The sequence below is a fragment of the Candidatus Binatia bacterium genome, from assembly GCA_029243485.1.
Taxonomy (GTDB): Bacteria; Desulfobacterota; Binatia; order UBA12015; family UBA12015; genus VGTG01.
In genome coordinates this window covers 109,965-135,658 of the sequence record JAQWRY010000062.1, presented here as the reverse complement: position 1 = coordinate 135,658, position 25,694 = coordinate 109,965, and the positions used below count along the sequence as shown (strand labels likewise).

Below are 25,694 nucleotides of genomic sequence, written 5' to 3'. Positions count from 1 at the left end.
AATTCGGCCTCAGCCGCGGCTGCGCGGTTGTGATGCCCGCAGCCCATCCAGTAGAGTGGCAGGGCGTATGGAGCAGTCTGCCGGTGGTCTGGCCACGGTGACGGCCTTCCTGCATCGCTTCGGCGAGGTCATGGGAGGCATCGTTCTCGGGGCCCTGTACTTCGTCCTTCTCGGGCCAGTGGCGCTCATCTCGCGCGTCCTGAGTGACCCTCTGCGGATGCGCCGCCCGAAGGACACTGCCTTCGCGCCGTGGCCGAAGGACAACGAGACCATCGACGCCGCGCAGAGGCAGGGCTAGCCCGTTTCCGAACCCGATCGCGCCGTGAAGCTTCTCAATCAGATCCTCGCCTGTCTCGTTACTGGCCTCATGCTTCTCGTCGTGGTCGAGGGGGGCCTGCGGCTGATCGGGTTCGGACCGGCGCCGACGATGAATCAGTTCGATGGTGCCCTCGGGTGGACCAAGACTCGCGACGCCTCGATCCGCCGCCAGACCGGCGAGTTCGACGTGACCCTCGAGACCAACAGCCGCGGTCTGCGTGAGCCGGAGTCGGTCGGTTACGCGAAGTCGGCGGACGCGAAGCGCGTGCTCGTCATCGGGGACTCGTTCACGCTCGGCTACACTGTCGATCGCCCGGACACGATCTCCGGCCTGCTCGGCGCGAGGCTCGTCGCGGAGGGTCGGAACGTCGAAGTGCTGAACGGTGGCACCGAAGGGTATTCGACCGATCAAGAAGTCCTTTGGCTCGCTCGGGAGGGCGCGCGGTACGCCCCCGACGTCGTCGTTCTGCAGATGTACGAGAACGACATCTTCTGGAACGGGCAGGACAGTTACCTCCGGTACCCGAAGCCGCGTTTCCCGGTGTCTGCGGATGGCGTGCCGGGCACGCTCGTTCCCCTGGTCGATCCGGGGCTGCGTTCGTGGTGGGTGCGAAACACTGCGCTGGGCAATCTCCTCAGCAAGACCTTCTCGTCGCAGACGGTTCCGATGTTGGACGGTCCGCGCCCATTGCCGGCGGAGTGGGGTGTGCGCCTCAGCGCCGATGCACAGGGATGGCCCGAGACCGCCGCGGCTCTGCGAGCGTTTGTGACCGTCGCCGCGAACATCGGTGCCGAACCGCTCGTCCTGGTCGTTCCGGACAAGGCGCAGATCGATCCGGTCGCGCGCGGCGGCATGCAGCAGATCATAAGTGACCCCGTCTACGATCCCGAACGTCCCTTTCTCGGCATGGTCCAGCGGGCAGAACAGGCCGGCCTCGAGGTCGTGGATCCGCGAACCGCGCTCCTCGCTGCCTCGAAGAGTGGTGCCGAAGCCGTGTACTTCGAGCGGGACTGGCACACGAACGCGCTCGGGAACCGGGCTCTCGCCGGCGAGCTCGCAGACGCGCTGGCCTCGCCGCGGCTCCTAGGCGCGCCGCCCCGGGCGGCCGGCGACTGGGCCCCCGTGATCGATTCCGGGGCGGGTGGAGGCGGGCTCGGCCGGGCTCTGCTGATCGCGGCTGGAATCTGGCTCGTCCTCGGGACGCTTTTCTTACGCCGGTTTCCCGATCAGGGGGCGGTCGGGAGCTACGGGCCAGTGGCGGCGCTCATCGGCTTCGTCCTGGTCTTCATCTACTCCGTCGATTGGCTGGCCGGGTTCCTGCCGGTCTGGCTCCAACGGTTCGTGCCCGGAATCGTCGTGGGGGCGATTCTGGGGGCGTCGATCTGGTATCTACGGAAACGTCTCGGTGTCATGGCCGAGCTATTTGGTACATTCGTACGGCGAGGGCAGTGGTATGTACTGCCGGTCCTGGCCGGTTTGCTGTCGTTGGGCGCGCTTCTGGTCGTGGCGGCTTCGTCGCCGTGGCTGGCGCCTTTCATCTATACGCTGTTCTGAGGTCGGGACGCGGCGCTGCCGCAGGTTCTTCCCGGTCGAAAAAGCTGATAAATCAACACCCCGGAGGTCGAGAAAGCCATGGACAAGATTCTTCGCATCGACATGACGAACCTGAAGGTCACCGACGAGCCCTTCCCCGAGGAGTGGCAGTTGCTCGGCGGCCGGGCCCTGTCGGCCAAGATCCTCTTGAAGGAAGTGGACCCGGCGTGTGACGCGCTCGGCCCAGAGAACAAGGTCGTGATCGCCCCGGGCGTGCTCTCGGGCTCGGTCGCTCCGACTTCCGGCCGAATGAGTGTCGGTGGTAAGAGCGCTCTCACCGGCGGGATCAAAGAGGCCAACTCGGGCGGGCAGGCCGGCCAGAAGCTGATGCGTCTCGGCTATCGCTGCGCGATCGTCGAAGGCAAGGCGAAGGATGCCGACAAGCGCTACAAGGTCGTCGTCAACAAAGACGGCTACGAGATGGTCGAAGCTCCGGAGCTGAAGATGCTGCGTACCTACGCGGCAGCCGAGAAGCTCCACGAGACATGCTCCGAGCGAGCGGCCTACGTGCTGGTCGGGTCGGCTGGCGAGCTCGGTCTCCAGGGCGCGAGCGTTGCGTTCACCGACGAGGGCGCCCGTCGCCCGACGCGTCATGCGGCGCGCGGCGGCCTCGGCGCCTCTCTGGGCGTGAAGGGTCTGAAGGCAATCGTCGTCGACGACGAGGGCACCAAGGCTCGTCTCCCCGAAGACATGCCGACGTTCAAGAAGTACATCGCGAACATGTCCAAGGAGTACAAAGCGGGCCCGCAGATCTTTGCGAAGGGCACGTCGACCACGGTCCCCGTCGCGAACATGTTGCACACCTTCCCGACGCGGAACCGTCGCCTGATGCAGTTTGATGGCGCCGACAAGCTCGACGGTGAGCGCATCCAGGAGAACTTCGCCGAGCGTGGCGGTGGCATGCACCATTGCATGACCGGCTGCATCGTTTCGTGCTCGAACGTCGTGCACGGTCCGGACGGCAAGCATGTCACGTCCGCTCTCGAGTTCGAGACCCTGACGCTGTGTGGGTCGAACTGTGAGATCGACGATCTCGACATCGTCGCGAAGATGGATCGCCTCTGTGATGAGCTCGGCCTCGACACGATCGAGACCGGCGGCGCGATCGGCGTTGCCATGGAAGCCGGCGCGCTCGCCTTCGGCGATGGTCCGGCGGCTCTCGCTCTGATGGAGAAGATCGACAAGGGCGACGATGTCGCCGAGACGGTGGGCCGCGGTGTCTGCGCGACCGCCGCGAAGTTCAACATCGATCGCGTTCCCGCGGTCGGTGGTCAGGGCCTCCCGGCATGGGAGCCTCGGACGCTGAACGCGACAGGCGTCACGTACGCCACCAGCGCGATGGGCGCCGACCACACGGCCGGACTCATCATCGGCGCTCCGGAAGATCCGGCGAAGGCCTCGCAGGAGGCGCAGCTCGTCAACGCCCTCTGTGATTCCAGCGGTTTCTGCCAGTTCCAGCAGCCGTCGATCGCGGATATCGCCACGCTCTACAGCGCGATGGTCGGTCGCGACGTCACCTTCGAAGAGGCGGCCGAGATCGGTTGGCAGTGCATGAACGATGAGTGGGAATTCAACCGCAAGGCGGGTCGCCCGCCTGAGCAGGGCGATCTCCCCGACTGGTGCCGCACGGAGAAGGTTCCCGGCAACGACGCGGTCTACGCCGTGGACCGCGCCACGATGGACAAGGTCTTCACGCGTTACCCAATCTCGGACGAGCTCCGCGCCATGAAGGCGGTGGGCTGAGCCCCGCAATTGGTTGCTTCCCCGACTCGGGTCGGGTTGAACGGAGGCCCCGATGTCATGGACATCGGGGCCTTCGTCGCTTTCGGGTCCTGCGCGGCCCGGCGGTGTAAGGATCCGGCGCTGCGACGTCGATGAACAGAGTGGGAGTTCGCTCGAGCGAGATGGGGAGATCCTGTGAACGGAGCGGGGTTGGTTGGCGTCGCAACACCCTTGCGGCGGCACTCCTCGTCCCGGTGCTGTTCTCTTCTGCGGCCGCCATCGAGCGCCTGGAAGTCGAGCAGGCGATCGCGCAGCTCTTGCCGCAAGACAGATTGCCAGTGGACCCGAGGCCGGACGGGACGCCCGAGCCGCCGCCGGACGGGGCGCAGGATGGGGCGCCGGACGGGGTGCCGGATGGGGCGCCGGCCGCGTCCGCCGAGGCCGACGACGGGATTGACCTGCTCGGGACCCGGAGTTGGGCGCTCCTGCCGCAGGTCGGCTTCGGTCCGGCGACCGGGATTCTCGGTGGCGTCAAGTTCGTCGACCGCAATCTCCTCGGCAACCGCACGACCTTCGACATCGAGGGCTTCTATTCGCAGAACGAACAGAACGTGGTGCGGCTCACGGTCGCGACGCCGCCGCTGCTCGACGATCAGCTGCTGATCCTGTTTCGCGGCGCGTACGAGAAGGATCCACAGCGTCGCTTCTGGGGCCTCGGCAACAATGATCAGGGTCCCGAGCCTGCATCGGTCAATGGGATCGAGGACATCCGAGCCGGTCTGACGTTCTCGTGGCGCCCGATACAACGGCTCTCCCTCAACGTGGAGAGCGGCTGGCGTCGCGTGAACATCAGCGACGGCAATGGGCTCGACGACCTCCCGTTCACGACCGACGAGTTCCCCGCCCTCACTGGGATCGAGGGGGGCGACGTGAGTCCTCTCGCGCTTTCGCTCGTCTGGACCTCGCGCGACGACATCTTCAACCCCACCGAGGGCTGGCGACTCATCCTGAAGGCCCTCCACACGAATCGCGACCTCGGGAGCGACTTCGAGTACACGCAGTTCATCGGGGACCTGGGCTTCGTCTACTCCTTCTTCGACGACAACCTCACGCTTGCTGCGCGGGCGAACGGGGAGCAGATCCTTGGCCCGGATCAGGCGGTGCCCTACTGGGAGATGGCCGAGCTCGGCGGGGACGATACGCTACGAGGCTTCTTCCCGCACCGCTTCTACGGGACGGGGCGCGTCGTGGTGAATACCGAGGTCCGCTTTCCAATCGCCGACTTCGACTTCTTCAACCTCTGGCGCGTGCGTATCGGTGGCGTTGCCTTCGGCGATACCGGCCGGGTGTTCATCAGCGACCAGGCGATTCGGGAAGAAGAGGGCGAGTCCGCGCGGGCGGAAGTGAATCGCTACCGATGGGACTACGGCGGTGGCGTACGGATCAGTTTGTCCGAGGCGCTGGTCGCGCGGATCGACGTGGGTTTCAGCGAAGAGGAAACTGCGCTGGTCTATCTGGCCTTCGGCCAGACCTTCTGAAGGGAAGCGGAGAGGAGAGACGCGCGGAGGCCCGCGCATCTCTCCTCGAATCCGGTTCTACAGGCGGGACAGGAAGAGTTCGCGCTGCAGCTTCAGCGCTTCGGGCATCGAGCCCGCGACCTTGTCGAAGAGATCGCTCTGAAGCTCGAACTCGGCCTTCCATGCGGCCGGGTCGACCTCGGTGAGATCCTTCATGGCCTCGGCCGAGAGATCGAGACCGCTGACATCGATCTGTCCCTCGTCGGGGACCCAACCGAGCGGGGTCTCGCGAGCGGCGACACGACCGGCGGCGCGATCGATGATCCACTTGAGAACACGCATGTTCTCGCCGAAGCCTGGCCAGATGAACTTGCCGTCGGCGTCCTGGCGGAACCAGTTCACCTGGAAGATGCGCGGCGGCTTGCCGATGTTCTTCTGCATGTTCAGCCAATGGCCGAGGTAATCGCCCATGTTGTAGCCACAGAAGGGCAGCATGGCCATCGGGTCACGCCGGACGACGCCGACGGCGCCGGTTGCGGCCGCGGTCGTCTCGGAGCCCATCGTCGCGCCGAGGTAGACGCCGTGTGCCCAGTTGAAGCTCTCGAGAACGAGGGGCACGGTCGTGCTGCGACGCCCACCGAAGATGATGGCGGAGATCGGCACGCCGGCAGGCTCATTGGCGGCCGAATCGAGGACCGGGTTGTTCTCCATCGGGGCGGTGAACCGGCTGTTCGGGTGGGCTGCCTTTTCCTTGGAGCCCTTCTTCCAGGGGTTGCCGCGCCAGTCGGTGAGCTCTTCGGGCGTTTCGCCGTCCATGCCTTCCCACCAGATGTCGCCGTCGGGCGTGGTGGCGACGTTGGTGAACAGCGTGTTCTTCGCGACGGACTTCAGTGCGTTCGGGTTCGACTTGTTCGACGTTCCCGGCGCGACACCGAAGTAGCCGTTCTCGGGGTTGATTGCCCAGAGGCGGCCGTCGTCGCCGACGCGCATCCACGCAATGTCGTCACCGACGGTCGTGATCTTCCAGCCCTTGTACTGCTCGGGCGGGACCATCATTGCGAAGTTCGTCTTGCCGCAGGCGCTCGGGAACGCGGCAGCGACGAACGTCTTCTCGCCTTCCGGGCTCTCGACGCCGAGGATCAGCATGTGCTCTGCGAACCAACCCTCGGTCTTGCCGAGGAAGGAGCCGATGCGAAGCGCGAGGCACTTCTTGCCGAGCAGCACGTTGCCGCCGTAGCCACTGCCGCACGACCAGATCGTGTTGTCCTCGGGGAAGTGGCAGATGAACCGCTTCTCCGGGTCGAGGTCGAGCGTGGAGTGAAGGCCGCGGTTGAAGTCGTTGGAGTCGCCGAGCATGTCGAGCGCGCCGCTGCCCATGCGAGTCATGATGCGCATGTTGAGGACGACGTAAACGCTGTCGGTGATCTCGACGCCGATCTTCGTCATCGGCGAGCCGAGGGGTCCCATGGCGTACGGCACGACGTACATCGTGCGGCCCTTCATGGAGCCGCCGAAGAGTTTGCCGAGCTTGTCGTACGCGTCCTTCGGCGCCATCCAGTTGTTGGTGGGGCCGGCGTCCTTCTCTTCGCGCGAGCAGATGAACGTGAGGTGCTCGACGCGCGCGACGTCCTTGGGGTCGGAGCGATGAATGTAGCAGCCGGGCCGCTTCTCCTGGTTCAGCGGAGTGAGGATGCCCTGGTCCACGGCGAGCTGAGTGAGGCGCTCACGCTCCTCTTCGGAGCCGTCGCACCACTCGATGTTGTCAGGCTGGGTCTTTTCCGCGACTTCGTTGACCCACTTCTCGACGTGGGCGTTCCGGGCGTTGCTCATCGCTGGTTTCCTTTGCTGATCGGGTAGTTTGTGCAATCTCGGTCGCTTGCGGGAAGGACGCAATATAACCGAAGCTCTCGGTTTATGGCCACCATCTAAAGGTGGCCTTCTACCCCTTTTGCATAGCGCGGCATCCGGGCCCAGGGAAGGGCAGAAACTCCAGGCAGGCCGGGCGAAATCAGTAGGGACGTTGGTTAGTCTCGGCGGTTTGTTTAATCGTCACTCTAGTCGCGCCTCGTTGGGGGGGCTTCGGTGGGTCTTGTTGGTCTGCAGGCAGGGACGGGAGCTTTTTGCTGATTCCCGCGCCCTACGGTCCATCTTCCGGGGCCTTGGGCGTCCGCATCGCCTCCTTGTCGGGGCGGTGTTCCCCAGTTCCGGTCTTGGATCCCGCGCCCCGATCGTGCAGGGCAGCCCAAGTCTCGGAGTCGAAGGGCGGCGGCGGCGGGGTGTCCACCGGCAGCAGGCACCGCGATTGCCGCTCTTGTGGGGACGTGATGAACAGGGGCCGATCCCCGCGGGTGCGCAGCTGTTGTGGTTCTCCTTCTGGGGGCAACTGGTGGCCTCGGGGTCGTGAAGCTGGTCTACGCGCCACGCATGCTCCTGCTTGCTGTGGCGTTGGACGGTCGGCGGTGGAGGCCGACGCCGATGCAACGAGTCGTTGGTGCGGTTGTGTTCGTCTCCGTTTTTCTCGCGGCTGTGATCGCAGCCCTCGCGACTTGGACACCGGCGGAGCACGACTGGGCAGCCGGTGTTCACGGCAGGTACTTTCTTTCCGGGTTCCCCGCGCTCGCCATCGCAATCCTGCCTCCGCTCCGTTCTTTGAACGGCCGAGGGAGTCCCGTTCCCTGGATTTTCCTGGTCGCAGGGGTCGTTGCGGCCAATGCGCTCGTGTTGGTCGCGTTCGCTCGACAGTACGATTGGAGCGGGTTCGTGCTCTGGTCCTGATCGGCCCTGGCGGTCTCGTGCGACTGGGCCGGCTGTTACGACGGTGAGCCCGGCATCAGCTCGGCCAGGGGTCGTCTCTGCCCGCCCGACTCGTCGAAGTTCGTCGGTGCGAGCCAGCCCTCGAGGGCGTCTCGGATGCCGGGCCATTCGCTGTCGACGATCGATAGCCAGGAGGTATCACGGTTGCGGCCCTTCGTGACGGCGGCCTGCCGGAACGTTCCCTCGAACTGGAATCCGAGCCGGCGCGCGGCGGCGACGGAGGGGGCGTTCAGGCTATCGCACTTCCACTCGTATCGGCGGTAGCCGAGATCGTCGAAGACGTGGCGCATCATCAGGTACATCGCCTCGGTGGAGGCGGGTGTCTGCTGCAGCGCCGGGGTGTACCGGAGGTGTCCGACTTCGATCGAACCCATCGCCGGGTCGATTCGGAGGTAGCTTGCCACGCCGACGGGTTCGCCGGAGGCCCGATCGATGATCGCGTAGAAGATCGGGTCTTCTTGGGACTCGGCTAACTGCAGGAACTTGGTGTAGTCGGCCAGCGACGCGAACGGGCCGTAAGGGAGGTACGTCCAGCCTCGAGCCTCGATGTCGGCGAGGTTCTGCTCGTGCAGGCGCGCGGCGTGTTCGTCGGCCCGAAGTACCTCAAGCCGACAGAGCCGGCCCTCGAGTGCTTGTTTGGACGGGAGGGGGCGTCGGGTCCAGTTCGAAACCGGAATGCCGATCGGCTGTCCGAGGTCGTTTATGCGCTGTGACATGTGCTTCGTTTCGCAGGCTGCCCCGTTTACATCAACCGATGTTCAACGCCTTAGAAACCCTCAGTGCGCGGGAGTCGGGTCCTCGCCGCCGGCAGAGTCCTCCTTCGCGCCGCGGAGGCCCGCCAGAAACTGATTTGCGTCTTCCACGATCATGTACGCGGTCGGCACGAGTACGAGCGTTACGACGGTCGCGAAGAGAACGCCGAAGGCGAGCGAGATGGCCATCGGGATCAGGAACTGCGCCTGTACGCTCTGCTCCGCAAGAAGAGGGCTCAGTCCGGCGAACGTCGTGAGCGAGGTGAGGATGATCGGGCGGAGGCGCGACATGCCCGCCTGCTGAACCGCCTCGACAGGGGTGAGGCCTTTCGCGCGCATGCGGTTCACGTAGTCCACGAGAACCAGGCTGTCGTTCACGACGACGCCCGATACGGCGACCATGCCGATCACGGAAAACATGCTCAGGTCCCAGTTCATGATCAGGTGGCCGAAGATCGCACCGACCATCCCGAAGGGAATCGCCGTCATGATGATGAGGGGCTGCACGTACGAGCCGAGCGGGATTGCGAGGAGTGCGAAGATGACGAGCATCGCGATGCCGAATCCACGGAGCATGAAGGTGCCGAACTCCGCCTGCTCGGCTTGCTCGCCCTGCATCGCGTAGGTGATGCCCTCGAAGTCTGCGAGGAGGGCGGGAAGTACGTTCTTGCTCAGGTCGGCCGCGATGTCGTTCGGACTGGCGACGTTAGGGTTGACGTCGGCTGTGACCGACACGATGCGCCGCCGGTCGGCGCGGTAGATGGTGGAGTAGCCTCGGTCGAGCTCATAGTCGCCGACGGAGGAGAACGGCACCGCAGTGCCGTCCGACATTCGAACACGCATCTGCTCGACGTCGCCGAGCGATCGCCGGCTTTCGCGGGGGTAACGAACCATTACGCGGACGTCGTCGCGGCCTCGTTGAATCCGCTGGGCTTCGTCGCCGTAGAAGGCCTGACGAACCTGCCGCGCAAGATCCTGCAGTGAGAGCCCGAGGGCCTCCGCGGAGTCGCGGATCGAGAGCGCGACCTCCTGCTTTCCACCTCGGAAGGAGTCGGTGACGTCGTAGACGCCGGGATACTGCTCGAGACGCCGCCGAACCGCGGCCGCAGCGTCGCGAAGTCCGTCCCCATCCTGGCCGCGAAGCTCGACGTGCAGAGCCTCTCCCGCGTCGAACATCGCTGACGTGAAGCCGAGCTCGACCGCATCGGGAATCGCTCCAGTCTTTTCTCGCCAGAGGTTCGCGACCTCCAGGCTGGTGGCGCCGCGTGTTTCCGACGGGGCGAGTTCGATGTTGACCTCTCCCGTGTGGGGTTCGTTGGCGCCGCCGGCGAGCGATCCGCTCGACTCCCGTTCCTGTCGCTTCCGGTAGGGCTGCTCGCCGACACTGGACAGGGTGTGGTGGAAGACGCTGCCTTCTTTCACGACCTCGGCGCCGTCGAGTTCCGCTCGTACCGCGTCGGCGCTTGCTTCGAGTTGCTTGATGGCCTTCGCCGTCACGTCGGCGGGCGTTCCCTGGGGCAGGGTGACGAAAGCGACGACGTTGTCGCCCTCGATCGCCGGCATGAAGTGGAATCGCACCCAGCCGCCACCTACGAGGCCCGCTGTGATGAGGAGGAGGGCCGCCCCGGCGGCTGCCGTGGAGTACCGCCAGTCGACGGAAAGCTGGAGGAACCGAGCATAGGGTCCCTTGGTGAATCGTTCGAGGCCGTTCACGACGCCGGCTTGGAAGCGCTTCCACTTGGCGGACGACCACGCGCCCGACTTGTTGCCGCGAGCGCGCGCGTGCGCGAGGTGGGCGGGAAGAATCATCTTGGATTCGATGAACGAGAAGACCAGGGCCGTGATCACGACGATGGGAATCTGTCGTGTCATCTTGCCCATGTCGCCAGGGATCATCAGGAGCGGCGAGAACGCGGCGATGGTCGTGAGCACGCCGAACGTCACCGGCACCGCGACTTCTTGCGCGCCCTCGATCGCGGACTCGACCGGGTCTTCACCCTTTTCTTGATGCGTATGGATGTTCTCGCCGACGACGATCGCATCGTCGACGAGGATTCCGAGGACGACCAGGAACGCGAACAACGACAGTAGGTTGATCGAGACGTCGAACCAGGGCAGGGCGATGAAGGTTCCGAGCATCGCGATGGGCACGCCGAGGCCCACCCAGAATGCGAGGCGGAGTCGCAGGAACATGGCGAGCACGCCGAAGATCAGGAAGAACCCGAGCCGGCCATTGGCGAGCAGCGTGTTCAGTCGGGCGCGCAAGTAGACCGATTCGTCCTGCCATGTGGTGACGGAGAGGCCCGGAGGAAGGGACGCCTGAGCCTCGCCGATGTACTTCTTCACCTGTGCGGCGACATCGAGCGCACCCTGGTCGCCCACGCGGTACACCTGGATCATCACAGAGGGCTGGCCATCGAAGATCGCCCAACGGTCGGTGTCTTCGAAGCCGTCGATGACACGGGCGACGTCGCCGACGAGGACGCGACTGCCGTCCGAACTCGCCACGAGGACGATGTTCTCGAAGTCCCGGGCGGAATACGCCTGGCCCTTGGTCCGCAGGGAGATCTCGCCGGCGCTGGTTTTGATCGAGCCGGCAGGGAGGTCGAGGGACGAGCGCTGCACGGCCCCAACGACGTCATCGAAGGTCAGCGCGTGGCGTCCGAGGTCCGACTCGGAGACCTCGATCGAAATCTCGTAGTTTCTCGTATTGCGAAGCTTCGCGACCGTGATGCCGGGTAGCTCTGCGATGTCGTCGCGGACCTTCTGGCCGTACTCGCGCAGCGTGCGCTCGCCGACATCGCCGTAGACCGCGACGTTGATCACGCGGGCGCGCATCGTCGCGCGCTTGATGATCGGGTTGTCGGTTTCGGCGGGGAAGGTGTCGATCGCGTCGACCTCGGTCTTGATGTCGTCGAGCACCCCGTCGGTGTCGGCCCACGCGTGGACCTCGGCCATGATGAGCCCCATGCCCTCGGACGCAGTGCAGTCGAGGCGCTCGATTCCCTCGATGCCCTGAATGCGCTCTTCGACGCGGATGCAGACGCCCTTCTCGACTTCGGAAGGGGAGGCGCCCCGGTAGGGGACTGTTACGAGGACGAGATCCGCCTCGACGGCGGGAAAGATCTCCATCTTCAGTCGGGGCAGCGCGAGGAGTCCGCCGACCACGATCACGAGCATCAGAAGGTTCGCCGCAACCGAGTTGCGAGCGAACCACGCGATTGCGGCCTTCACGCGGCGTCCTCGACGACGCGTACCTTCATGCCGCTAGTTGCCCCTTCGATGGTGGAGAGAAGCACGCGGTCTCCGGCCTCGAGTCCGCTGGAGAGGATGACTTCGTCGCGAAGCTTGCGAGCGACCTCGACCTTGCGCTCGGCGAGGCGGTCTTCGGCATCGACCACGAGGACGCGGTCTGCGCCGCGCATGGCCGCACGAGGGAGGACGATTGCACCGGGCAATTCACGGCCGGCGATGGTCGCGTTGACGAAGAGCCCGACGGCGAGGGGAGCGCCGCCATCATCGACGGCGGCCCCGTAGGGGTCCTCGACGCGGACGATCACATGGACCATCCGGCTGCGCTGGTCGATCTCGCCCTCGGTGCGGGTCACGTGGCCCGTCCACTGCCGGTCTTGGCCGGCGAACTTGGCACTCAGCTCGACCGCGGGGCCCGACTCGGCGCTCTTGTCCCGGCGATTTGCGAGATCGAGGTCCAGAAAGGCGAGGTCGGCGTCGGCGAGCGGGAGGCGGACTTCGGCGAAGTCGACGGCGTAGACCTTCGCGATGGCTGCGCCCTTGGACAGGAACTGTCCGACGTCGATGTTCTCGGAGCGGACACGGCCATCGAACGGCGCGCGGATCTCGGTACGGTCGAGGTTGCGACGGGCCTGCTGGTACGCGGCGTCGGCCTCGCGTTGCACGGCTTCGGCGACGCGGGCGTTGTTCTCCGCATCGTCGAGTTCGAGTTTGCTGATGGCGCCGGTCTTCGCGAGCGTCTGGTTCCGCGCGAGCGTCTTCCGCGCGAGCGACAGCCGGCTCGCAGAACTCTCCACGGTCGCAGCGGTTCGGGCGACGTGAAGCTCGTAGTCGGTCGTGTCCATGCGGATCAGCGGATCGCCTTCCTCGAAGAAGCCACCGCTCACGAGGTCGGGCGAAACCCAGAGGGCGCGTCCGTCGACTTCCGCAACGAGGTTGCTTTCCGTCCGAGGTTGAACGGTGCCCTGACCCCACACGTCGAGCTGCACGGTCGTGGGAGTCACCGTACGCACTCGGACGAGCGGTGCGGTCAGCGACGGCGGCTTCGTTTCGACCTTGGCGCGCGCCGCGACGAGCACGGTCGCGCCGACACCGCCGATGGCGACGATGACGATCGGAAGAAGGATCTTCATTGGAATGCGTGTCTTCACTGGCCGATCTCCACCGGAGCACTGAGTCCCGCCGCCGTGAAGGCGACGACGCGATCGATCACTTCGTGATCGGGTGCGGTTCCGTCGTTGGGGGTGTCCATCTCACGTCGCCCCATCAGTGTGTGCACCACGACACCGATGAGGAAGTGGAACCGCCAGTCGAGTTCGCTGTCGGGCAGCCCGGGAACCGCGCGTGCGAAAGCGGCGCGGAAGCGTTTTGCGATATCCTCGAAGATCTCCCGCAGGGTCGACTCGAGGATCTCTTCGGGCTCGGAGTAGAGGCGCCCGAAAAAGCGCCCGAGTTGTTCTTGGCCGCTCATCTCGGTCCGGAAGCGGAAGGCCGGCTCGATGAACGCCCGCAGTACCGGGTCGAGGGGGAGGGCGCCCTCGCTGTGGCGGCTCTCGATTTCCTCGAGTCGGGCGAGGCGCTCTTCGTTCATCGGCGCGATGCGGCGACGGACGAGTTCCACCAGGAGCTCGTCCTTGGAGCCGAAGTGGTAGTGCACCGCCGCCACGTTCACCCCGGCTTCGCAGGTGATGGCGCGCAGCGACGTACGCGAGAGTCCTCCGCTCGCGAACAGGCGCTCGGCGGCTTCCAAGAGCCGGTCTTTGGTGTCGATTTGTCGCAAGGGTACCTCCGAGAACTCAGCCAGGTGCTTCAATCACGTGTTTGAAGCGTACGTTGGAAGACGCGCTGAGTCAATATGGTCTCTCTTAAAGAAAGTGACTTGTCACGTTTTAATGAAAAAGCTAGTCTAGGCAACATGATGGTCAAGACGGTGGTGCAGCCGGTCGAATCGCGCAGGGCACCTAAGCAGGCGCGAAGCCGGGCGACCCGCCGGAAAATCCTCGACGCGACGGTCGAATGCCTGGTCGATCGGGGTCACGCCGGTTCCAGCACAACCGAGATCGGGCAGCGCGCCGGCGTCTCGCAGGGCGCTCTCTTCAAGCACTTCGCATCGAAGGTCGAGCTGCTGAGCGCGGCCGTCGAGCATCTCTTCGCGACGATGGTGGAGGACTACCGGCGGTCTTTCTCCAAGCTCGCGGCGCAAGACCCGGGGGGCCGGCTGAGCGGCGCGATCCGCCTCCTGCGGCAGACGTTCGCCGAGCCCCGGCTGCAAGCCGCGTTTGAGCTCTACGTGGCCGCCCGTACGGATGCCGAACTGCGCGGGGCAATCGAGCCGGCCCTTCGCGCCCACCGCGACAATCTGCGTCTCGTCGCTCGCGGACTCTTTGCGCAACAGGCCGCCGGCAATGATCGCTTCGATGCCGTCGTCGATGTTCTGCTCAACACGATGCAGGGCGCGGCGCTCGGTTCCGCAGTCCTGCCGGACCTCGATCGGGAGGAGCCCGCACTCGAGGCGCTCGAGCGTTGGGCGCGGTTGGAGTTGGAGGGCGTGGCCTGATGTCGATGCTCATCGCGTTCGCCGTTCCCGGTTTCATCGCACTGATCGTCCTCGAGTCGATCCTCACGGCGAGCCGCAAGGTGCGGGGGTACGAAACCAAAGACACGTTTGCGAGTCTGTCGATGGGCGTGGGCAACGTCGTGGTGGGTCTGTTCGCCAAGGCGTGGGCTTTCGTCGTGTACGACGCCGCCTCGATGCTCGCGATCGGACAGGTCGACTTCACCTGGTGGACTCTTCCGCTGCTGCTCGTGGGCGAGGACTTTTGCTACTACTGGTTTCACCGAATGCACCACGAGGTCCGGATGCTCTGGGCCGGGCACGTGAACCATCACTCGAGCACTCGCTACAACCTGTCGACCGCGCTGCGCCAGTGCTGGACCACACCGTTTACCGGGCCGATCTTCTGGGTGCCGCTCGCGTTGATCGGATTCGATCCACTGGCGATCGTCTTCGCCCAGTCCGTCAGTCTGATCTACCAGTTCTGGATTCACACGGAGCTCATCGGTGGGCTGGGCCCGCTCGAGTCGTTCCTGAACACACCCTCGCATCACCGGGTGCATCACGGTCGGAACGTGCGGTACCTCGATCGTAACTACGGTGGCATCCTGATCGTGTGGGATCGCCTGTTCGACAGCTTCGAGCCGGAGAGTGAGCCGGTCGACTACGGCCTCACAAAGAACATCCACACCTTCCACCCCGTGAAGATCGCGTTTCATGAATGGGCGGCAATGTTCTGCGACGCGCGGAACGCGGAGACGTGGCACGACTCCGTGTCGTATCTCCTGCAGCCTCCGGGCTGGAGCCCCTACCGTTCGACGCAGACGGCGCGCGAGATGCAGGCGGACCTACTGAAGGTCCGCGGTTCCCACCAGCTGCGGTAGCAACGTTCCGATGGGGCCGCGGAGCACGGCGTCGGCGAGGCCGTCCATCTCGGTCGGCTGCGCGTTCAGGATGACGACTCTGGCGCCGGACTCCTTGGCCGTCGGCACGACCCCGGCAACGGGAAAGACCGCCAGCGTCGTCCCGATTGCGATCATGAGATCGCAAGACCGCGCGGCTCGTTCGGCGCGCATGAGGTCGGACGCGACGAGTCCCTGGCCGAACGAGATGGTTGCGGACTTGAGGATGCCGCCGCAGGTGCGGCACGCCGGGTCCTCTTCGCCCGAGCGGACGCGGTCGAGCGCGCGCTCCATCGGGGCTCGCTCGCCGCAGTCGAGACACCCGACCTCACGGACGTTGCCGTGGATCTCGACGACGATCTCCGGGGACGTTCCGGCCTTGTGATGAAGCCCATCCACGTTCTGGGTGATCAACGTGTCGAGCTTGCCTCTGCGTTCGAGTTCGACCAATGCCAGGTGGCCCGTGTTCGGTTCCGCTTGCCACATCGGAGAGTCGAGGCGGTTCTTCCAGGCGCGTTTTCGAATGTCGGGGTCGCCGACGTAGTGGTGTAGGGTTGCGGCCTTCTCGGCTTCCGGATTCTTGGTCCACAACCCTTTGGGACCGCGGAAGTCCGCGATGCCGGAGTCCGTCGAGATTCCGGCGCCCGTCAGCACCACCACGCGCTGCGCTTCGTCGATCCACTCTCGCGCCGACGTCAGCGCGTCTTCGTTCGTCTCGCCGTCCATCGATCGTGCCTCGTTCCCTCGGCGGCTCGGCCGGACACCGGCCCGCTCGAACGGTTCCTACCGCGGAACGAAGCGGATGGCTATCCGGCCTGGTCGGTTCCGGCCTGTTCGGCGGCCATCGCGCGCCACTCTGGGATTCGTTCCTCGAGTTGAAGGGCATCGACGTACTGGGGGTCGAGTCGCGCGTCCGCCTTGGCATCGGCGGAGCTTTCGCCGCTCTGCTCGAGGGCGAGATGGTTGGCGAGATGGACAGCGTCCAGGAGTTCGAAGGATTCGTGCGCGACTCGCATGGGTGAGTGGTGATGCGCGACCGCTTCCACGATGGTCTCGGGGAGCCCCCACAGGGCGAGGAGGTAGGCGCCGACCTCCGCGTGGCTTACGCCGTATCGGTCCTGTTCGATGCTCTCGACCGGTCTCTGCTGCTCGATGACGGCTGCCACGTTCTCGATGAACTCCTCGGGGAGCCGGGAGGCGAGAACGAGCTTCCCGACGTCATGCAGGAGGGCTGCGGTGAACGCTTCCTCGGCGGTGTCACGGTCTGCGGGAAGCCGGCGCGCGATGTTCGCCGTGAGAAGCGCGTGGTCTTGCCTCTCGTCGAGAGGAAGCCGGGAGGCGCCGCTGTCGTCGGAGAACGAACGGAAGACCTCGGCTGAGAGGACGAGGCTCTTCACGGTATTCACGCCGGTGTAGTTCAGCGCTTGTTCGATCGTCTTGACCTGGCGGGGCAGACCGAAGAATGCGGAGTTCGCGACATGAAGGATGCGATCGGCGATCGCCGTGTCCCTTTCGACGACCTGCGCCAGATCGCGAAGACCGACTTCGGGATCCGAGAGCATCTGGATGAGCTGCGCATAGAGATGTGGAATGGGCGGAAGGGTGCCGACGGAACTGACAAGCCGCGCAACCGAGGGGCTCACGAGCAAGCCTTGCAAATTGCAGCACCGATCCACGACCTCGAGCATCTCCGCCGGCGATGTGTGACGAGGGATGAAGCGATGTGCGGTGGAGACGCTCGGCATCGTCGCTTCGACCTTCTCCGCGACGGCGATGCGTACGGTCGTGGGGGAGCTGCCGTGGATGTGCGAGAGGATCTTCCCCCCATCGAGGCCGGTCGGGTAAATGGCGCATACGACCGCGTCGTAGCGACCCGCTTCGAGCTCCTGCAGGGCTCCGTCGCGATCTGATGCAACCCGCACGCGACCCTCGCGCTGGAGGTTGGCGAGTTCGTGGCGAATGCCGTCGGCTAACTTGGGACCTGCATCGATGACGAGGATTCGTCTCACGGCGTCTCCGTTCGAAGGGGGGATATGGCCCTGCATGGTTCCATGTGTGCGGCACTCACGGGAGGCGGGTGGCGCATGAATCTGCGAATACTTTGACTCTCCGACTGACGGGAGAGTCGCCCCACTTCATGGGCCCCCCGGTCCCTGATAGGAGCTTCGGGTGAGCCGAGGGACAGCCGTCGAGCCACGCAGCGCCGGGCCCGAATCCCCCACAATGGAGTGGATCCTCGATCAATTCTCGCCGGGGCCCAACTCGTCCACGACGGAGATCCGCCTGCGATTGCAGGTGGGCCTCGGTCTCGCCATCTGCCACGAGATTGTGACGTGTCACGGTGGTCGCATCTGGGCCGAGAGTCGGCTCAGCGCTGGGGGCACGTTCCACTTCACGCTCCCGCGGGTTTCGGGGGTCGGGCGGGACGAAGTCGGGGGAAGAGGGGCTGGCCGATCCGGGAGACTCGATCGGCGGCGCGGCCGCAGCGAGCTCTCGCATGGGCGGTCGGCGTTGACCCGGCGAGAGGGAGTTGCGACCTTTTGGGGATGCGACCGACCCCGATGGAGAAGGCCCCCGATCCCGCGCTGAGCTACGCGCCTGTGCCGAAGGATCGTTACACCAGCGCCGAGTTTGCAGCCCTCGAGTGGGATCGGATGTGGACGCGCGTATGGCTGCTCGCCGGTCGTGCCTCGGACGCCCCCAACCCGGGGGATTACTTCACGTTCGAGATCGGTTCGGAGTCGGTGCTCGTCATTCGGCAGGCCGATGGGAGTCTGGCCGCCCGCTACAACGTTTGCATGCACCGGGGCAACCGGCTGCGGGAGCCCGGAATTGGACACGCAGAGCGCTTCTCGTGTCTTTTTCACGGATGGGAGTACGACGTCGACGGTCGGCTCTTGAAGGCGCTCGACGCCGAGTGCTTTCCCCAAGGCGTTCCGAAAGATCAGCTGGGCCTGCAGCCGGTGCGCTGTGAGACGTGGGCCGGTTTCGTCTTCCTGAGTCTCGATCCCGACATCGAGCCTCTTCACGAGTACCTCGGAATCGTTCCGCATCACCTCGACCCGTACGGGTTCGAGCGCTGGAAGGTCGCGTTCGACAGCACGATCGAGATCGACTGCAACTGGAAGACGAGTGTCGACGCGTTCAACGAGGCGTACCACATCGCGGCGACGCACACGTGGACACTCGAGTTCTCGGACGACGTGAATACCCAGTACGATTGCTACGAAAAGCACACCCGCATGATCTTCCCGGAGATCCAGGCCAGCCCCCGCCACCGCGGCGCGGGAACGGTCACGCCGGGCATGAAGGAGATGTTCCTCAAGCGCGTCGGCGTCGACGTCGACAACTTCAACGGGAATACCCAGGACGCACGGAAGGCGTTCGCAGATTCGATCCGGGGAATCGGTCCGGCGGTCGGAGCCGATTTCTCCGCGTTGAACGAGTCGCAGATGTGCGACGACTTCCACTACACGATCTTCCCGAACGTGACGTTCAACACCCACTCGATGTTTGTGTGGGTGTTCACGCACCGTCCGCACCCCGACGACCCGAACAAGATGCTCTTCGATTTCTGGAATCTCGTGAATACGCCGGACCAGCCCGTGCCACGCCCGGAGAAGCTCATCCTGAAGGAGGCGGCCGGCGACCGGTTCGACGGTCGATGTGACGGTGGCAATCTCCTCGACGAAGATCTCTACAATCTCCCGCGCATCCAGCGAGGGATGCGCTCCCGTGCGTTTCGGAACCTGCACCTCGGTGCGCAGGAGATTCGGATCCTGCACTTCCACGACACGCTTATGCATTACCTCGGCGAAGGCGCGGATGGTCGTGGCTGACGAGGCGCGCTGGGCCTCGGTCCCGGTCGCGATGCCGGCGGAGGGGCGCGTCTCCGCGTTCGAGGTAGAAGGGCACGAGTTGCTTCTGTGCAACGCCGGCGGAGAGCCGTCCGTGATCACGAATCAATGTCCGCACGCGGGCGTTGCCCTCGCGCCTGGCGTCCTGCGTGGGAGCGTACTCGAGTGCCCGTTTCACGGAGGCAAGCTCGATGTACGGACCGGCGCGCCGGTGGCGCCCCCCATCCGCCGGCCGGTTCGGGTTTTCCCGGTGCGGCAAGGGGATGCGGGGCTTCTTGTCCAGCTGGACCCGGTGTCGGGGTCATAGCGTTCGGCATCGGGACTCTCCGACCGTTCGCGCTCGCGCCCTTCCATCGTTAGAAGCCCGGCCGGAGGCTCGTTCAGATGGGAAATCGACTTAAGGACCAGGCGGCGATCGTCGGCATCGGCGCGACGGAGTTTTCGAAGAACTCCGGCCGCAGTGAGATGCAGCTGGCCGGTGAGGCCATCCGCGAGGCGCTCGAAGACGCGGGCCTCGCGCCCGGCGACGTCGACGGGATGTCCGTCTTCACGATGGAGAACAATCCCGAGATCCAGGTGCAGAGGAATCTCGGCTTCGGTGCACTGCGGCTCTTCAGCCGCATCCACTACGGCGGCGGCGCGGCGTGTGCGACGACGCTCCAGGCGGCGATGGCGGTGGCGACCGGAGTCGCGGACGTCGTCGTGTGTTACCGCGCGATGAATGAGCGCTCCGGGCGACGCTTTGGTGCGGGCGTGCAGAACCGGGTCTCGGTCCCCACGGCCGAGGGCACTCAGTTCGACTGGTACGCGCCGTTCGGCCTGGTCACGCCGGCGTCGTGGGTGGCGATGTTCGCCCAGAGGTACATGCACGAGTTCGGCGCAACCACCGATGACTTCGGTCGAGTGGCGGTCGCCGACCGAAAGCACGCCGCGACGAATCCCAAGGCCTGGTTCTACGAGCAGGCGATCACGTTGGACGATCACCGGGACTCGCGCTGGATCGTGGAGCCGCTCCGTCTTCTGGACTGTTGCCAGGAGAGCGACGGTGCACAGGCGATCGTAGTGACCAGCCCCGAGCGCGCGAAGGATCTGAAGCAGAAGCCGGTCCTGATCCGCGCGGCGGCGCAGGGAGCCGGGCCGCAGCAGCACATGATGACGAGCTACTACCGAGACGGATTCACCGGGCTGCCGGAGATGAGCGTCGTCGCTCGCGAACTCTGGGAGACCTCGGGGCTCGGGCCCGACGACATCAAGGCCGCCGTGCTCTACGATCACTTCACGCCGTTTGTGCTCTCGCAGCTCGAGGAGTTCGGGTTTTGCGGCCGCGGTGAGGCGAAGGATTTCGTGCGCGACGATCACCTCGAGATGGGCGGGCGGCTTCCGACGAACACCCACGGCGGTCAGCTCGGCGAGGCGTACATTCACGGGATGAACGGCGTGGCCGAAGGCGTACGGCAGATCCGAGGAACCGCCGTCAATCAGGTTGAGGATCTCGAGAACATTCTCGTGACTGCGGGCACCGGTGTGCCTACGAGCGGGCTGATCCTGGGTGCCTAGTGCGCCGCCGGCAACGGCGGTAGTGCCCGACCGCGTGGTTCGATTGCCAGTCGAAGTTCCCGCCGGACCGTGGTGACCAACCCTCCGCAGCGTTGTCCGACGTAGCGAGGAGTTTGGCCACAGCACGGAGCAGGGCAGGCTTCCGGACCGGTTTCTTCAAGAACTGCTGCACGCCCGAGCGCAGCGCCGGCATCTCGACCTCGTCCGGGTCGAGCCCCGTAAGTACGAGAACGGGGACGAGCGCGCCGCTGTTCGCCAGCACCTCGAGCACGTCCATCCCGGTGCCGGTCCAAGAGGATCAGGTCTGGTCGCGCCCAGCGCGCCTGCTGCCGGCTAGAGCAGCGGCGCGACGAAGACGATGCTCGGGTCCGCGTCTGCGAGCATCTCGGCGGTGCTCGGGAGCGACTCCGGCGGATCGTCGAAGCACAGTAGGGCCGCCTCGAGCGGGCCTTCCGCCGGATCGAAGGCTTCCGGCGGGAAGACCGCGAACGACGACTCGTCCAGGCCGACTGGCGCCGGTGCCTCGAGGGTCCACAGCGCGCCGTCGCTTCGTGTGGCCACCGCGCAGACGGCATCCGGGGCGAGGCCCGTCGTTCCGAACAGGTAGAGCGGGTCGAATCCGAGGCAGGGGCCTTGGCAGGGCGCGCTCGGGTCCGGGAGGCCCGAAGTCTCGGCCGCAACGGCGAAACAGTAGGTCGTCCCGTGCCCGTCGCGACATTCCCCGGTCTCACGCACTTCGTCGAACAGAGCCGTCTCCGGAAGGATTAATCCGGTCGACCCGCTTCCGCCGCAGGCGATGAAGATGAGTGCGGCGACGCCGGCGATCCAGTTTCTTCGGTTTCTCGTTCGATCCATGACGGTCACCTCGGCGTCGCGGTAGCCAAAACGTTCATGAACTCCGTCGCCTCCGACGGGTCGGCGGCGAATCGCTCTGTGAGTTCACGCAGGGAATCCTCGAGGGCTGCGTGGAACTCCGGAATTCGATTTCGTTCGATGTTCAGATAGTGGTTGCGAAGATACGTTCCCGTATCCTCCTCCGCGAGTGCGACTCGGTCGAGAAGCCCCTTTGCGAAGAGCTGCGCGAACTGGTGTGCCACGGCTTGGCGCTCGCGGCGGGTTTCCGCTTGGTGGTGGCGTCCGCGTCGGCGCACCTTACCGGCGTGGATCTCAATCAAGCCGTGGTCGAGGAGCGTAGCTTCGACTTCGGAGTCGAGGGCGGCCTCTTCGGCTGCGGGCCGCTTCTTCTTCGTCTTCTTCCGCTCGCGCCGGAAGTCTCGGCGCCAGTTCCGTTGCGAGATCCAACCCTCGTCGTCGGGGAGGGCGGCGACGGCGCGGCTGAGCCGCACCGCGAGTTCTCCGTTGTTGATTTCGCCGACGGCGGGTTCTGCGTCGAAGGCACGGTCGAGTTCGCGCGCGATGGCGTAGAGAACCCGGTCGCGCCACAGGACGGCGAGCAGGGCTTGGGGATCTTCTCTTCGCGCGGCGGCAACGTGGCGCACCAGATCCTCGTTGGGGAAGCGCTCGCCCTTTTCGATGTAGCTCAGCATGACCGGCTCGATCCGGCCGCCGAGCACTTCGTCGGCGAACCGACGCAGTGAGTAATGCCGCCCCTTCAGGACCCGGGTCTCGTAGAACACGTCGCCGATCGTCCGTTGGCGATCCCCGGTGAGCTCTTGTGCGGGCTTGCGCGCCATCACCGCACGGCCCTTTTCGGGCCTACGGGGATTGTTTTCACAAACATTGTGAATGATATGTTCGAAAAATGTGAACAGGTCAAGTCGGCTTCGGGGAGACGCGGCGACTTTTTTAGCGAGAGGGAAAACGGGATCAGGCGATCGGACGCGACTCTGAGAACGATCTTGGCGCTCCTGGCAGCGCTGTTCTTCGCTGCTGCGTGCGGCGGGGGAGGGGTTTCGAAACCCGCACCCGGATCACCGGGCCCCGTCGAGCCGGGCCCTGGGAATCCGCCTCCCCCGGCGGAGAGGACGCCCCCGACGACTTCACCGAGACCAACGTCCAGGTCGAAGGCGTAGATGAGGCCGACATCATCGAGACCGATGGCAACCGGATCTACTTTCTCCACGGAGATGCGTTCGTCGTCGTCGACTCGTGGCCGCCCGAGGAGACTTCACTCGCGAGCATTACGCCCATCGGGGGTCTCGGGCATTCGATGTTCGTTGCAGACGGCAGGGCGGTCGTCTTCTCGATGGTCTATGACGACGAGGATCGCTTTGGCGGAGAGGGCGGGTGCGGATTCATCGGCCCGCCGCTCCCTCTGGTCGACGCGGCGCTGTTCGGAGACGTGGCGCCCTGCCTCCCGACGTTCACGAAGTTGACCGTTCTGGATGTAGCCGGCGCACCGACCGTCGTGCGTGAACTGTACTTCGAGGGCGGCTACACCGGGGCACGGCGGCACGGAGGCATTGTTCGCGTCGTCGTGCAGGGAGGAAATGGTCTTCCCGTCGCCGTGCCCGATTTCTGGAATCGCATCTACTCGGGCACGCCCCCAGCGACGGTCGAGGAATTCGCCGCCGAGGTCGATGCCTGGGAACAGGACGCGCAGGCGGCGATCGCGAGTAGCGCCCTCGCCGAGTGGCTTCCGTCGCAGTGGGAGAGCCGTAATGATTCGCTGACCGAGATCGCGCCGACCTGCGGCGCAGTGCACCTTCCGGCCGTGGGGGCCAGCGAGAACGGCATGACGAGAATCCTCGCGCTGGGCGAGCGTATTTTCGCGGTTCGCTACATCGGCGATCGTGGCTATATCGTCACGTTTCGTCAGGTCGATCCTCTGTTCGTGATCGACCTGAGCGACGCGACCCGTCCGCAGCTACTGGGCGAACTCCACATCCCGGGATTCAGCGAGTACATGCATCCGCTGGGAGACAGTCATCTGCTCACGATTGGACAGGATGCGGACGACCAAGGTCGCGTTCGAGGGCTGGCGCTCCGCGTCTTCGACGTCTCGGACGACGCGAATCCGACTCTGGCCCACTCTTGCGCGTTCTCCGGGCAAGGGTGGTCCGCGGCCTCCTCACGTTCTCGTACGTGTCGTACGAGGGCGATTTCCGATCCAGCTTGGAGCTCTTCTCGGTGGATCCGACCGGCGGTTTCGCGCTTCTCGGGGAGGTCGATCACACCGATCACACCGATCTCACGGCCACGCAGTGCGGGGCGCTCGAGGAGTGGCGATGTGCCTACTCGCCGAAGATTCGCCGCGGGCTATTCATAGAGGACTTTGTGTACTCGATCAGTGGAGCCGGGGTCCTGGTCCATTCTGCGGACGACCTAAAAACAGAGCGTGCGCGAGTAGCTTTGCCCGACTCGAGCGCGGTTTACCTCGAGGGCCCGGTCCCGTTCGCGGTGCCCTGATTGGCCACTTTGTGCAGGTTGCACGGGGGCTTCGGGCTCAATAGATGGCGTGCACCTATTGACGGCCGTCGCTTCCCTGTGGCTTGTGTCACGGGACCAAAGGGCCGCGACTTCAAACACGATCCATAAGGGAAGAGATCCTATGTTTCGCTATCACCTGCTTGGGATGCTTCGAAAGGGAACGCAGCACGGCTATGGACTGGCCAAGGAGTATCGAAGCAGGGGCGGCGTGGACAGCGGCCTCGGAAGCTTCTACCGCGAGCTCCAGAAGTTGGTCGAGCAGGGGTTCGTCCGACGGGTCGCGAACAAGGATGATGTCGACCCCCGTCGCGCGCCCTACGAGATCACGACCCCCGGCGAGGAGGCCTTCGACGACTGGTTTGAGGATCTGCCGCGCGCCAGCCACTGCGCAGATTCGGAAATGGCGGTTCGAGCCCTTTTCTTCACCGAAGTGCGGCCCGAGACCGCGCACTGGGTTCTCAATCGGTGGGAGTCCGACCTCTGGGATCTGACCAAGCGCCTCGAGCGCCAGATCAAAGATGTTGCACAGAAGCAGGGTGTGACCGACGAGGTCCACAAGGCTCTGCTGCATCGACGCCTGCAGCACGGCGCGAAAGATATCGAGTTCGTCGAGGACCTGCGCAACATCCTCTCGCTGCCTGAGGCGGACGAAGTCGCGCCGCTGGTCGCTGCGGAGGACGCGATGCAGAAGAGGAGAGCAACGGGAGGCGCATGAGCCCCGTCGTTCAGCTCGAGAACGTCACCAAAGAATACGGCTCCAGCTTCGCCACCTCCAGTGCGCTCAACGACGTGAGCCTCAGCGTCGACGAGGGAGAGTTCGTTTCGGTGATGGGTCCGTCCGGGTGCGGCAAGAGTACGCTCCTGAATCTCATCGCGGGCCTGGAGGCCCCGACCTCGGGCCGTGCCCTGGTAGGCGGGAACGATCTGGCGCAGATGAAGGACGCCGAGCTCAGCGTCCTTCGGCTTCGCTACGTCGGCTTCATCTTCCAGTCCTTCAATCTGCTCCCGCGGCTAACGGTCGAGCAGAACGTGTCTTGGCGCCTTGGCCTCATCGGCGTGACGGGGCGCATCGCGCGCGATCGCACCTCTTCTCTGCTCGAAGCCTTTCGGGTTCCACCGTCCGCGTGGTCGCGCCATCCGAGCGAGCTGTCGGGCGGCGAGCAGCAACGGGTTGCTGCCGCTCGGGCCCTCGCCACCGAGCCCAAGCTGCTCCTTGCAGATGAGCCGACAGGCAACCTGGATTCTTCGAGCGGCCGAGGGATCCTCGATCTCCTGCGTGGGATGAACGAGGAGCGCAAGATGTCCGTCATCATGGTCACGCACGACACGTTCGCCGGTACCTATGGCCACCGCACCATCCGGATGAAGGATGGACGGATCGTCCGTGAGGCGGGAGAGATGGGGGCGCCCGCGGAACGGTCCTCCGACGGGCAAGTCGTGCCGTTCCGTCGTCGGGGCGAATGAG

The 25,694-nt window shown here is 65.1% G+C and carries 23 protein-coding genes and 1 pseudogene; 14 read left to right on the top strand and 10 right to left on the bottom strand.

Annotation, left to right across the window (positions count from 1 at the left end):
- Nucleotides 1-67: 67 nt before the first annotated feature.
- The 4 genes from P8R42_17680 to P8R42_17665 all read left to right on the top strand — a co-directional run bounded on the left by P8R42_17680 (nucleotide 68) and on the right by P8R42_17665 (nucleotide 5,172).
- Nucleotides 68-298 carry a hypothetical protein gene (locus P8R42_17680; protein MDG2306440.1) on the top strand — a complete coding sequence of 77 codons (231 nt, stop codon included), beginning with the start codon at nucleotides 68-70 and terminating at the stop codon, nucleotides 296-298.
- Nucleotides 299-322: 24 nt separating this feature from the next.
- Nucleotides 323-1,873 carry an SGNH/GDSL hydrolase family protein gene (locus tag P8R42_17675; GenBank protein MDG2306439.1) on the top strand — a complete coding sequence of 517 codons (1,551 nt, stop codon included), beginning with the start codon at nucleotides 323-325 and terminating at the stop codon, nucleotides 1,871-1,873.
- A 78-nt stretch (nucleotides 1,874-1,951) separates the two neighbouring features.
- Nucleotides 1,952-3,655 (top strand): aldehyde ferredoxin oxidoreductase C-terminal domain-containing protein, encoded by a 1,704-nt coding sequence (locus P8R42_17670; protein ID MDG2306438.1) that lies wholly within the window; start codon nucleotides 1,952-1,954, stop codon nucleotides 3,653-3,655.
- Nucleotides 3,656-3,888: 233 nt separating this feature from the next.
- Complete coding sequence (locus P8R42_17665) at nucleotides 3,889-5,172, top strand: BamA/TamA family outer membrane protein (protein ID MDG2306437.1); 1,284 nt, start codon at nucleotides 3,889-3,891, stop codon at nucleotides 5,170-5,172.
- Between the two features lie 57 nt (nucleotides 5,173-5,229).
- On the opposite strand, the gene P8R42_17660 is transcribed toward P8R42_17665, so the two are convergent.
- Nucleotides 5,230-7,017, bottom strand: a complete 1,788-nt coding sequence (locus P8R42_17660) for a phosphoenolpyruvate carboxykinase (GTP) (GenBank protein MDG2306436.1) — start codon at nucleotides 7,015-7,017, stop codon at nucleotides 5,230-5,232.
- A gap of 534 nt (nucleotides 7,018-7,551) precedes the next feature.
- Here P8R42_17660 and P8R42_17655 point away from each other — a divergent pair.
- Nucleotides 7,552-7,926 carry a hypothetical protein gene (locus P8R42_17655; protein MDG2306435.1) on the top strand — a complete coding sequence of 125 codons (375 nt, stop codon included), beginning with the start codon at nucleotides 7,552-7,554 and terminating at the stop codon, nucleotides 7,924-7,926.
- Nucleotides 7,927-7,961: 35 nt separating this feature from the next.
- On the opposite strand, the gene P8R42_17650 is transcribed toward P8R42_17655, so the two are convergent.
- Genes P8R42_17650 through P8R42_17635 form a run of 4 tightly spaced genes read right to left on the bottom strand, consistent with a single transcriptional unit; the run spans nucleotide 7,962 to nucleotide 13,749 of the window.
- Entirely contained in the window at nucleotides 7,962-8,681 is a 720-nt protein-coding gene (locus P8R42_17650) for a GNAT family protein (protein MDG2306434.1), read from the bottom strand.
- Between the two features lie 60 nt (nucleotides 8,682-8,741).
- The gene (locus P8R42_17645) at nucleotides 8,742-11,951 is read right to left on the bottom strand and encodes an efflux RND transporter permease subunit (protein MDG2306433.1); all 3,210 of its coding nucleotides are present in this window, start codon (nucleotides 11,949-11,951) and stop codon (nucleotides 8,742-8,744) included.
- Entirely contained in the window at nucleotides 11,948-13,102 is a 1,155-nt protein-coding gene (locus P8R42_17640) for an efflux RND transporter periplasmic adaptor subunit (GenBank protein ID MDG2306432.1), read from the bottom strand. The genes P8R42_17645 and P8R42_17640 overlap by 4 nt, the downstream gene beginning before the upstream one ends.
- Before the next feature lie 14 nt (nucleotides 13,103-13,116).
- Nucleotides 13,117-13,749, bottom strand: coding sequence for a TetR/AcrR family transcriptional regulator (locus P8R42_17635; protein MDG2306431.1), 633 nt, complete (start codon nucleotides 13,747-13,749; stop codon nucleotides 13,117-13,119).
- A gap of 135 nt (nucleotides 13,750-13,884) precedes the next feature.
- On the opposite strand from P8R42_17635, the gene P8R42_17630 reads away from it, so the two are divergent.
- Together P8R42_17630 and P8R42_17625 are read left to right on the top strand one after the other, a co-directional pair.
- Nucleotides 13,885-14,526, top strand: a complete 642-nt coding sequence (locus P8R42_17630) for a TetR/AcrR family transcriptional regulator (protein ID MDG2306430.1) — start codon at nucleotides 13,885-13,887, stop codon at nucleotides 14,524-14,526.
- Nucleotides 14,526-15,407: a sterol desaturase family protein gene (locus P8R42_17625; GenBank protein MDG2306429.1), complete on the top strand. Its 882-nt coding sequence runs from the start codon at nucleotides 14,526-14,528 to the stop codon at nucleotides 15,405-15,407. Before P8R42_17630 ends, P8R42_17625 begins: the two co-directional genes overlap by 1 nt.
- Here the strand turns inward: P8R42_17625 and P8R42_17620 are convergent.
- Nucleotides 15,372-16,151 carry a Sir2 family NAD-dependent protein deacetylase gene (locus P8R42_17620; protein MDG2306428.1) on the bottom strand — a complete coding sequence of 260 codons (780 nt, stop codon included), beginning with the start codon at nucleotides 16,149-16,151 and terminating at the stop codon, nucleotides 15,372-15,374. The genes P8R42_17625 and P8R42_17620 overlap by 36 nt on opposite strands.
- An 80-nt stretch (nucleotides 16,152-16,231) precedes the next feature.
- Complete coding sequence (locus P8R42_17615; GenBank protein ID MDG2306427.1) at nucleotides 16,232-17,434, bottom strand: HDOD domain-containing protein; 1,203 nt, start codon at nucleotides 17,432-17,434, stop codon at nucleotides 16,232-16,234.
- Nucleotides 17,435-17,723: 289 nt separating this feature from the next.
- On the opposite strand from P8R42_17615, the pseudogene P8R42_17610 reads away from it, so the two are divergent.
- The 4 genes and pseudogenes from P8R42_17610 (at nucleotide 17,724) to P8R42_17595 (ending at nucleotide 20,839) form a co-directional block, all read left to right on the top strand.
- Nucleotides 17,724-17,828: pseudogene (locus P8R42_17610) on the top strand (ATP-binding protein).
- A gap of 143 nt (nucleotides 17,829-17,971) precedes the next feature.
- Entirely contained in the window at nucleotides 17,972-19,264 is a 1,293-nt protein-coding gene (locus P8R42_17605) for an aromatic ring-hydroxylating dioxygenase subunit alpha (GenBank protein MDG2306426.1), read from the top strand.
- Nucleotides 19,257-19,589 carry a Rieske 2Fe-2S domain-containing protein gene (locus P8R42_17600; protein MDG2306425.1) on the top strand — a complete coding sequence of 111 codons (333 nt, stop codon included), beginning with the start codon at nucleotides 19,257-19,259 and terminating at the stop codon, nucleotides 19,587-19,589. The genes P8R42_17605 and P8R42_17600 overlap by 8 nt, the downstream gene beginning before the upstream one ends.
- 77 nt (nucleotides 19,590-19,666) lie before the next feature.
- Nucleotides 19,667-20,839: a lipid-transfer protein gene (locus tag P8R42_17595; protein ID MDG2306424.1), complete on the top strand. Its 1,173-nt coding sequence runs from the start codon at nucleotides 19,667-19,669 to the stop codon at nucleotides 20,837-20,839.
- Here the strand turns inward: P8R42_17595 and P8R42_17590 are convergent.
- The 3 genes from P8R42_17590 to P8R42_17580 are packed head-to-tail and all read right to left on the bottom strand — an operon-like array spanning nucleotide 20,811 to nucleotide 22,533.
- The gene (locus P8R42_17590) at nucleotides 20,811-21,116 is read right to left on the bottom strand and encodes a response regulator (protein MDG2306423.1); all 306 of its coding nucleotides are present in this window, start codon (nucleotides 21,114-21,116) and stop codon (nucleotides 20,811-20,813) included. The genes P8R42_17595 and P8R42_17590 overlap by 29 nt on opposite strands.
- Before the next feature lie 56 nt (nucleotides 21,117-21,172).
- A complete protein-coding gene (locus tag P8R42_17585; protein ID MDG2306422.1) occupies nucleotides 21,173-21,694 on the bottom strand; it encodes a hypothetical protein in 522 nt (173 codons plus the stop codon).
- A gap of 5 nt (nucleotides 21,695-21,699) precedes the next feature.
- Complete coding sequence (locus P8R42_17580; GenBank protein MDG2306421.1) at nucleotides 21,700-22,533, bottom strand: hypothetical protein; 834 nt, start codon at nucleotides 22,531-22,533, stop codon at nucleotides 21,700-21,702.
- A gap of 200 nt (nucleotides 22,534-22,733) precedes the next feature.
- On the opposite strand from P8R42_17580, the gene P8R42_17575 reads away from it, so the two are divergent.
- The 3 genes from P8R42_17575 (at nucleotide 22,734) to P8R42_17565 (ending at nucleotide 25,693) form a co-directional block, all read left to right on the top strand.
- On the top strand, nucleotides 22,734-24,068 hold the full coding sequence (locus P8R42_17575; GenBank protein ID MDG2306420.1) for a beta-propeller domain-containing protein: 1,335 nt from the start codon (nucleotides 22,734-22,736) through the stop codon (nucleotides 24,066-24,068).
- Between the two features lie 282 nt (nucleotides 24,069-24,350).
- Nucleotides 24,351-24,944 (top strand): PadR family transcriptional regulator, encoded by a 594-nt coding sequence (locus P8R42_17570; GenBank protein MDG2306419.1) that lies wholly within the window; start codon nucleotides 24,351-24,353, stop codon nucleotides 24,942-24,944.
- Nucleotides 24,941-25,693 (top strand): ABC transporter ATP-binding protein, encoded by a 753-nt coding sequence (locus P8R42_17565; protein ID MDG2306418.1) that lies wholly within the window; start codon nucleotides 24,941-24,943, stop codon nucleotides 25,691-25,693. The genes P8R42_17570 and P8R42_17565 overlap by 4 nt, the downstream gene beginning before the upstream one ends.
- The last annotated feature ends 1 nt before the right edge of the window (nucleotide 25,694 follow it).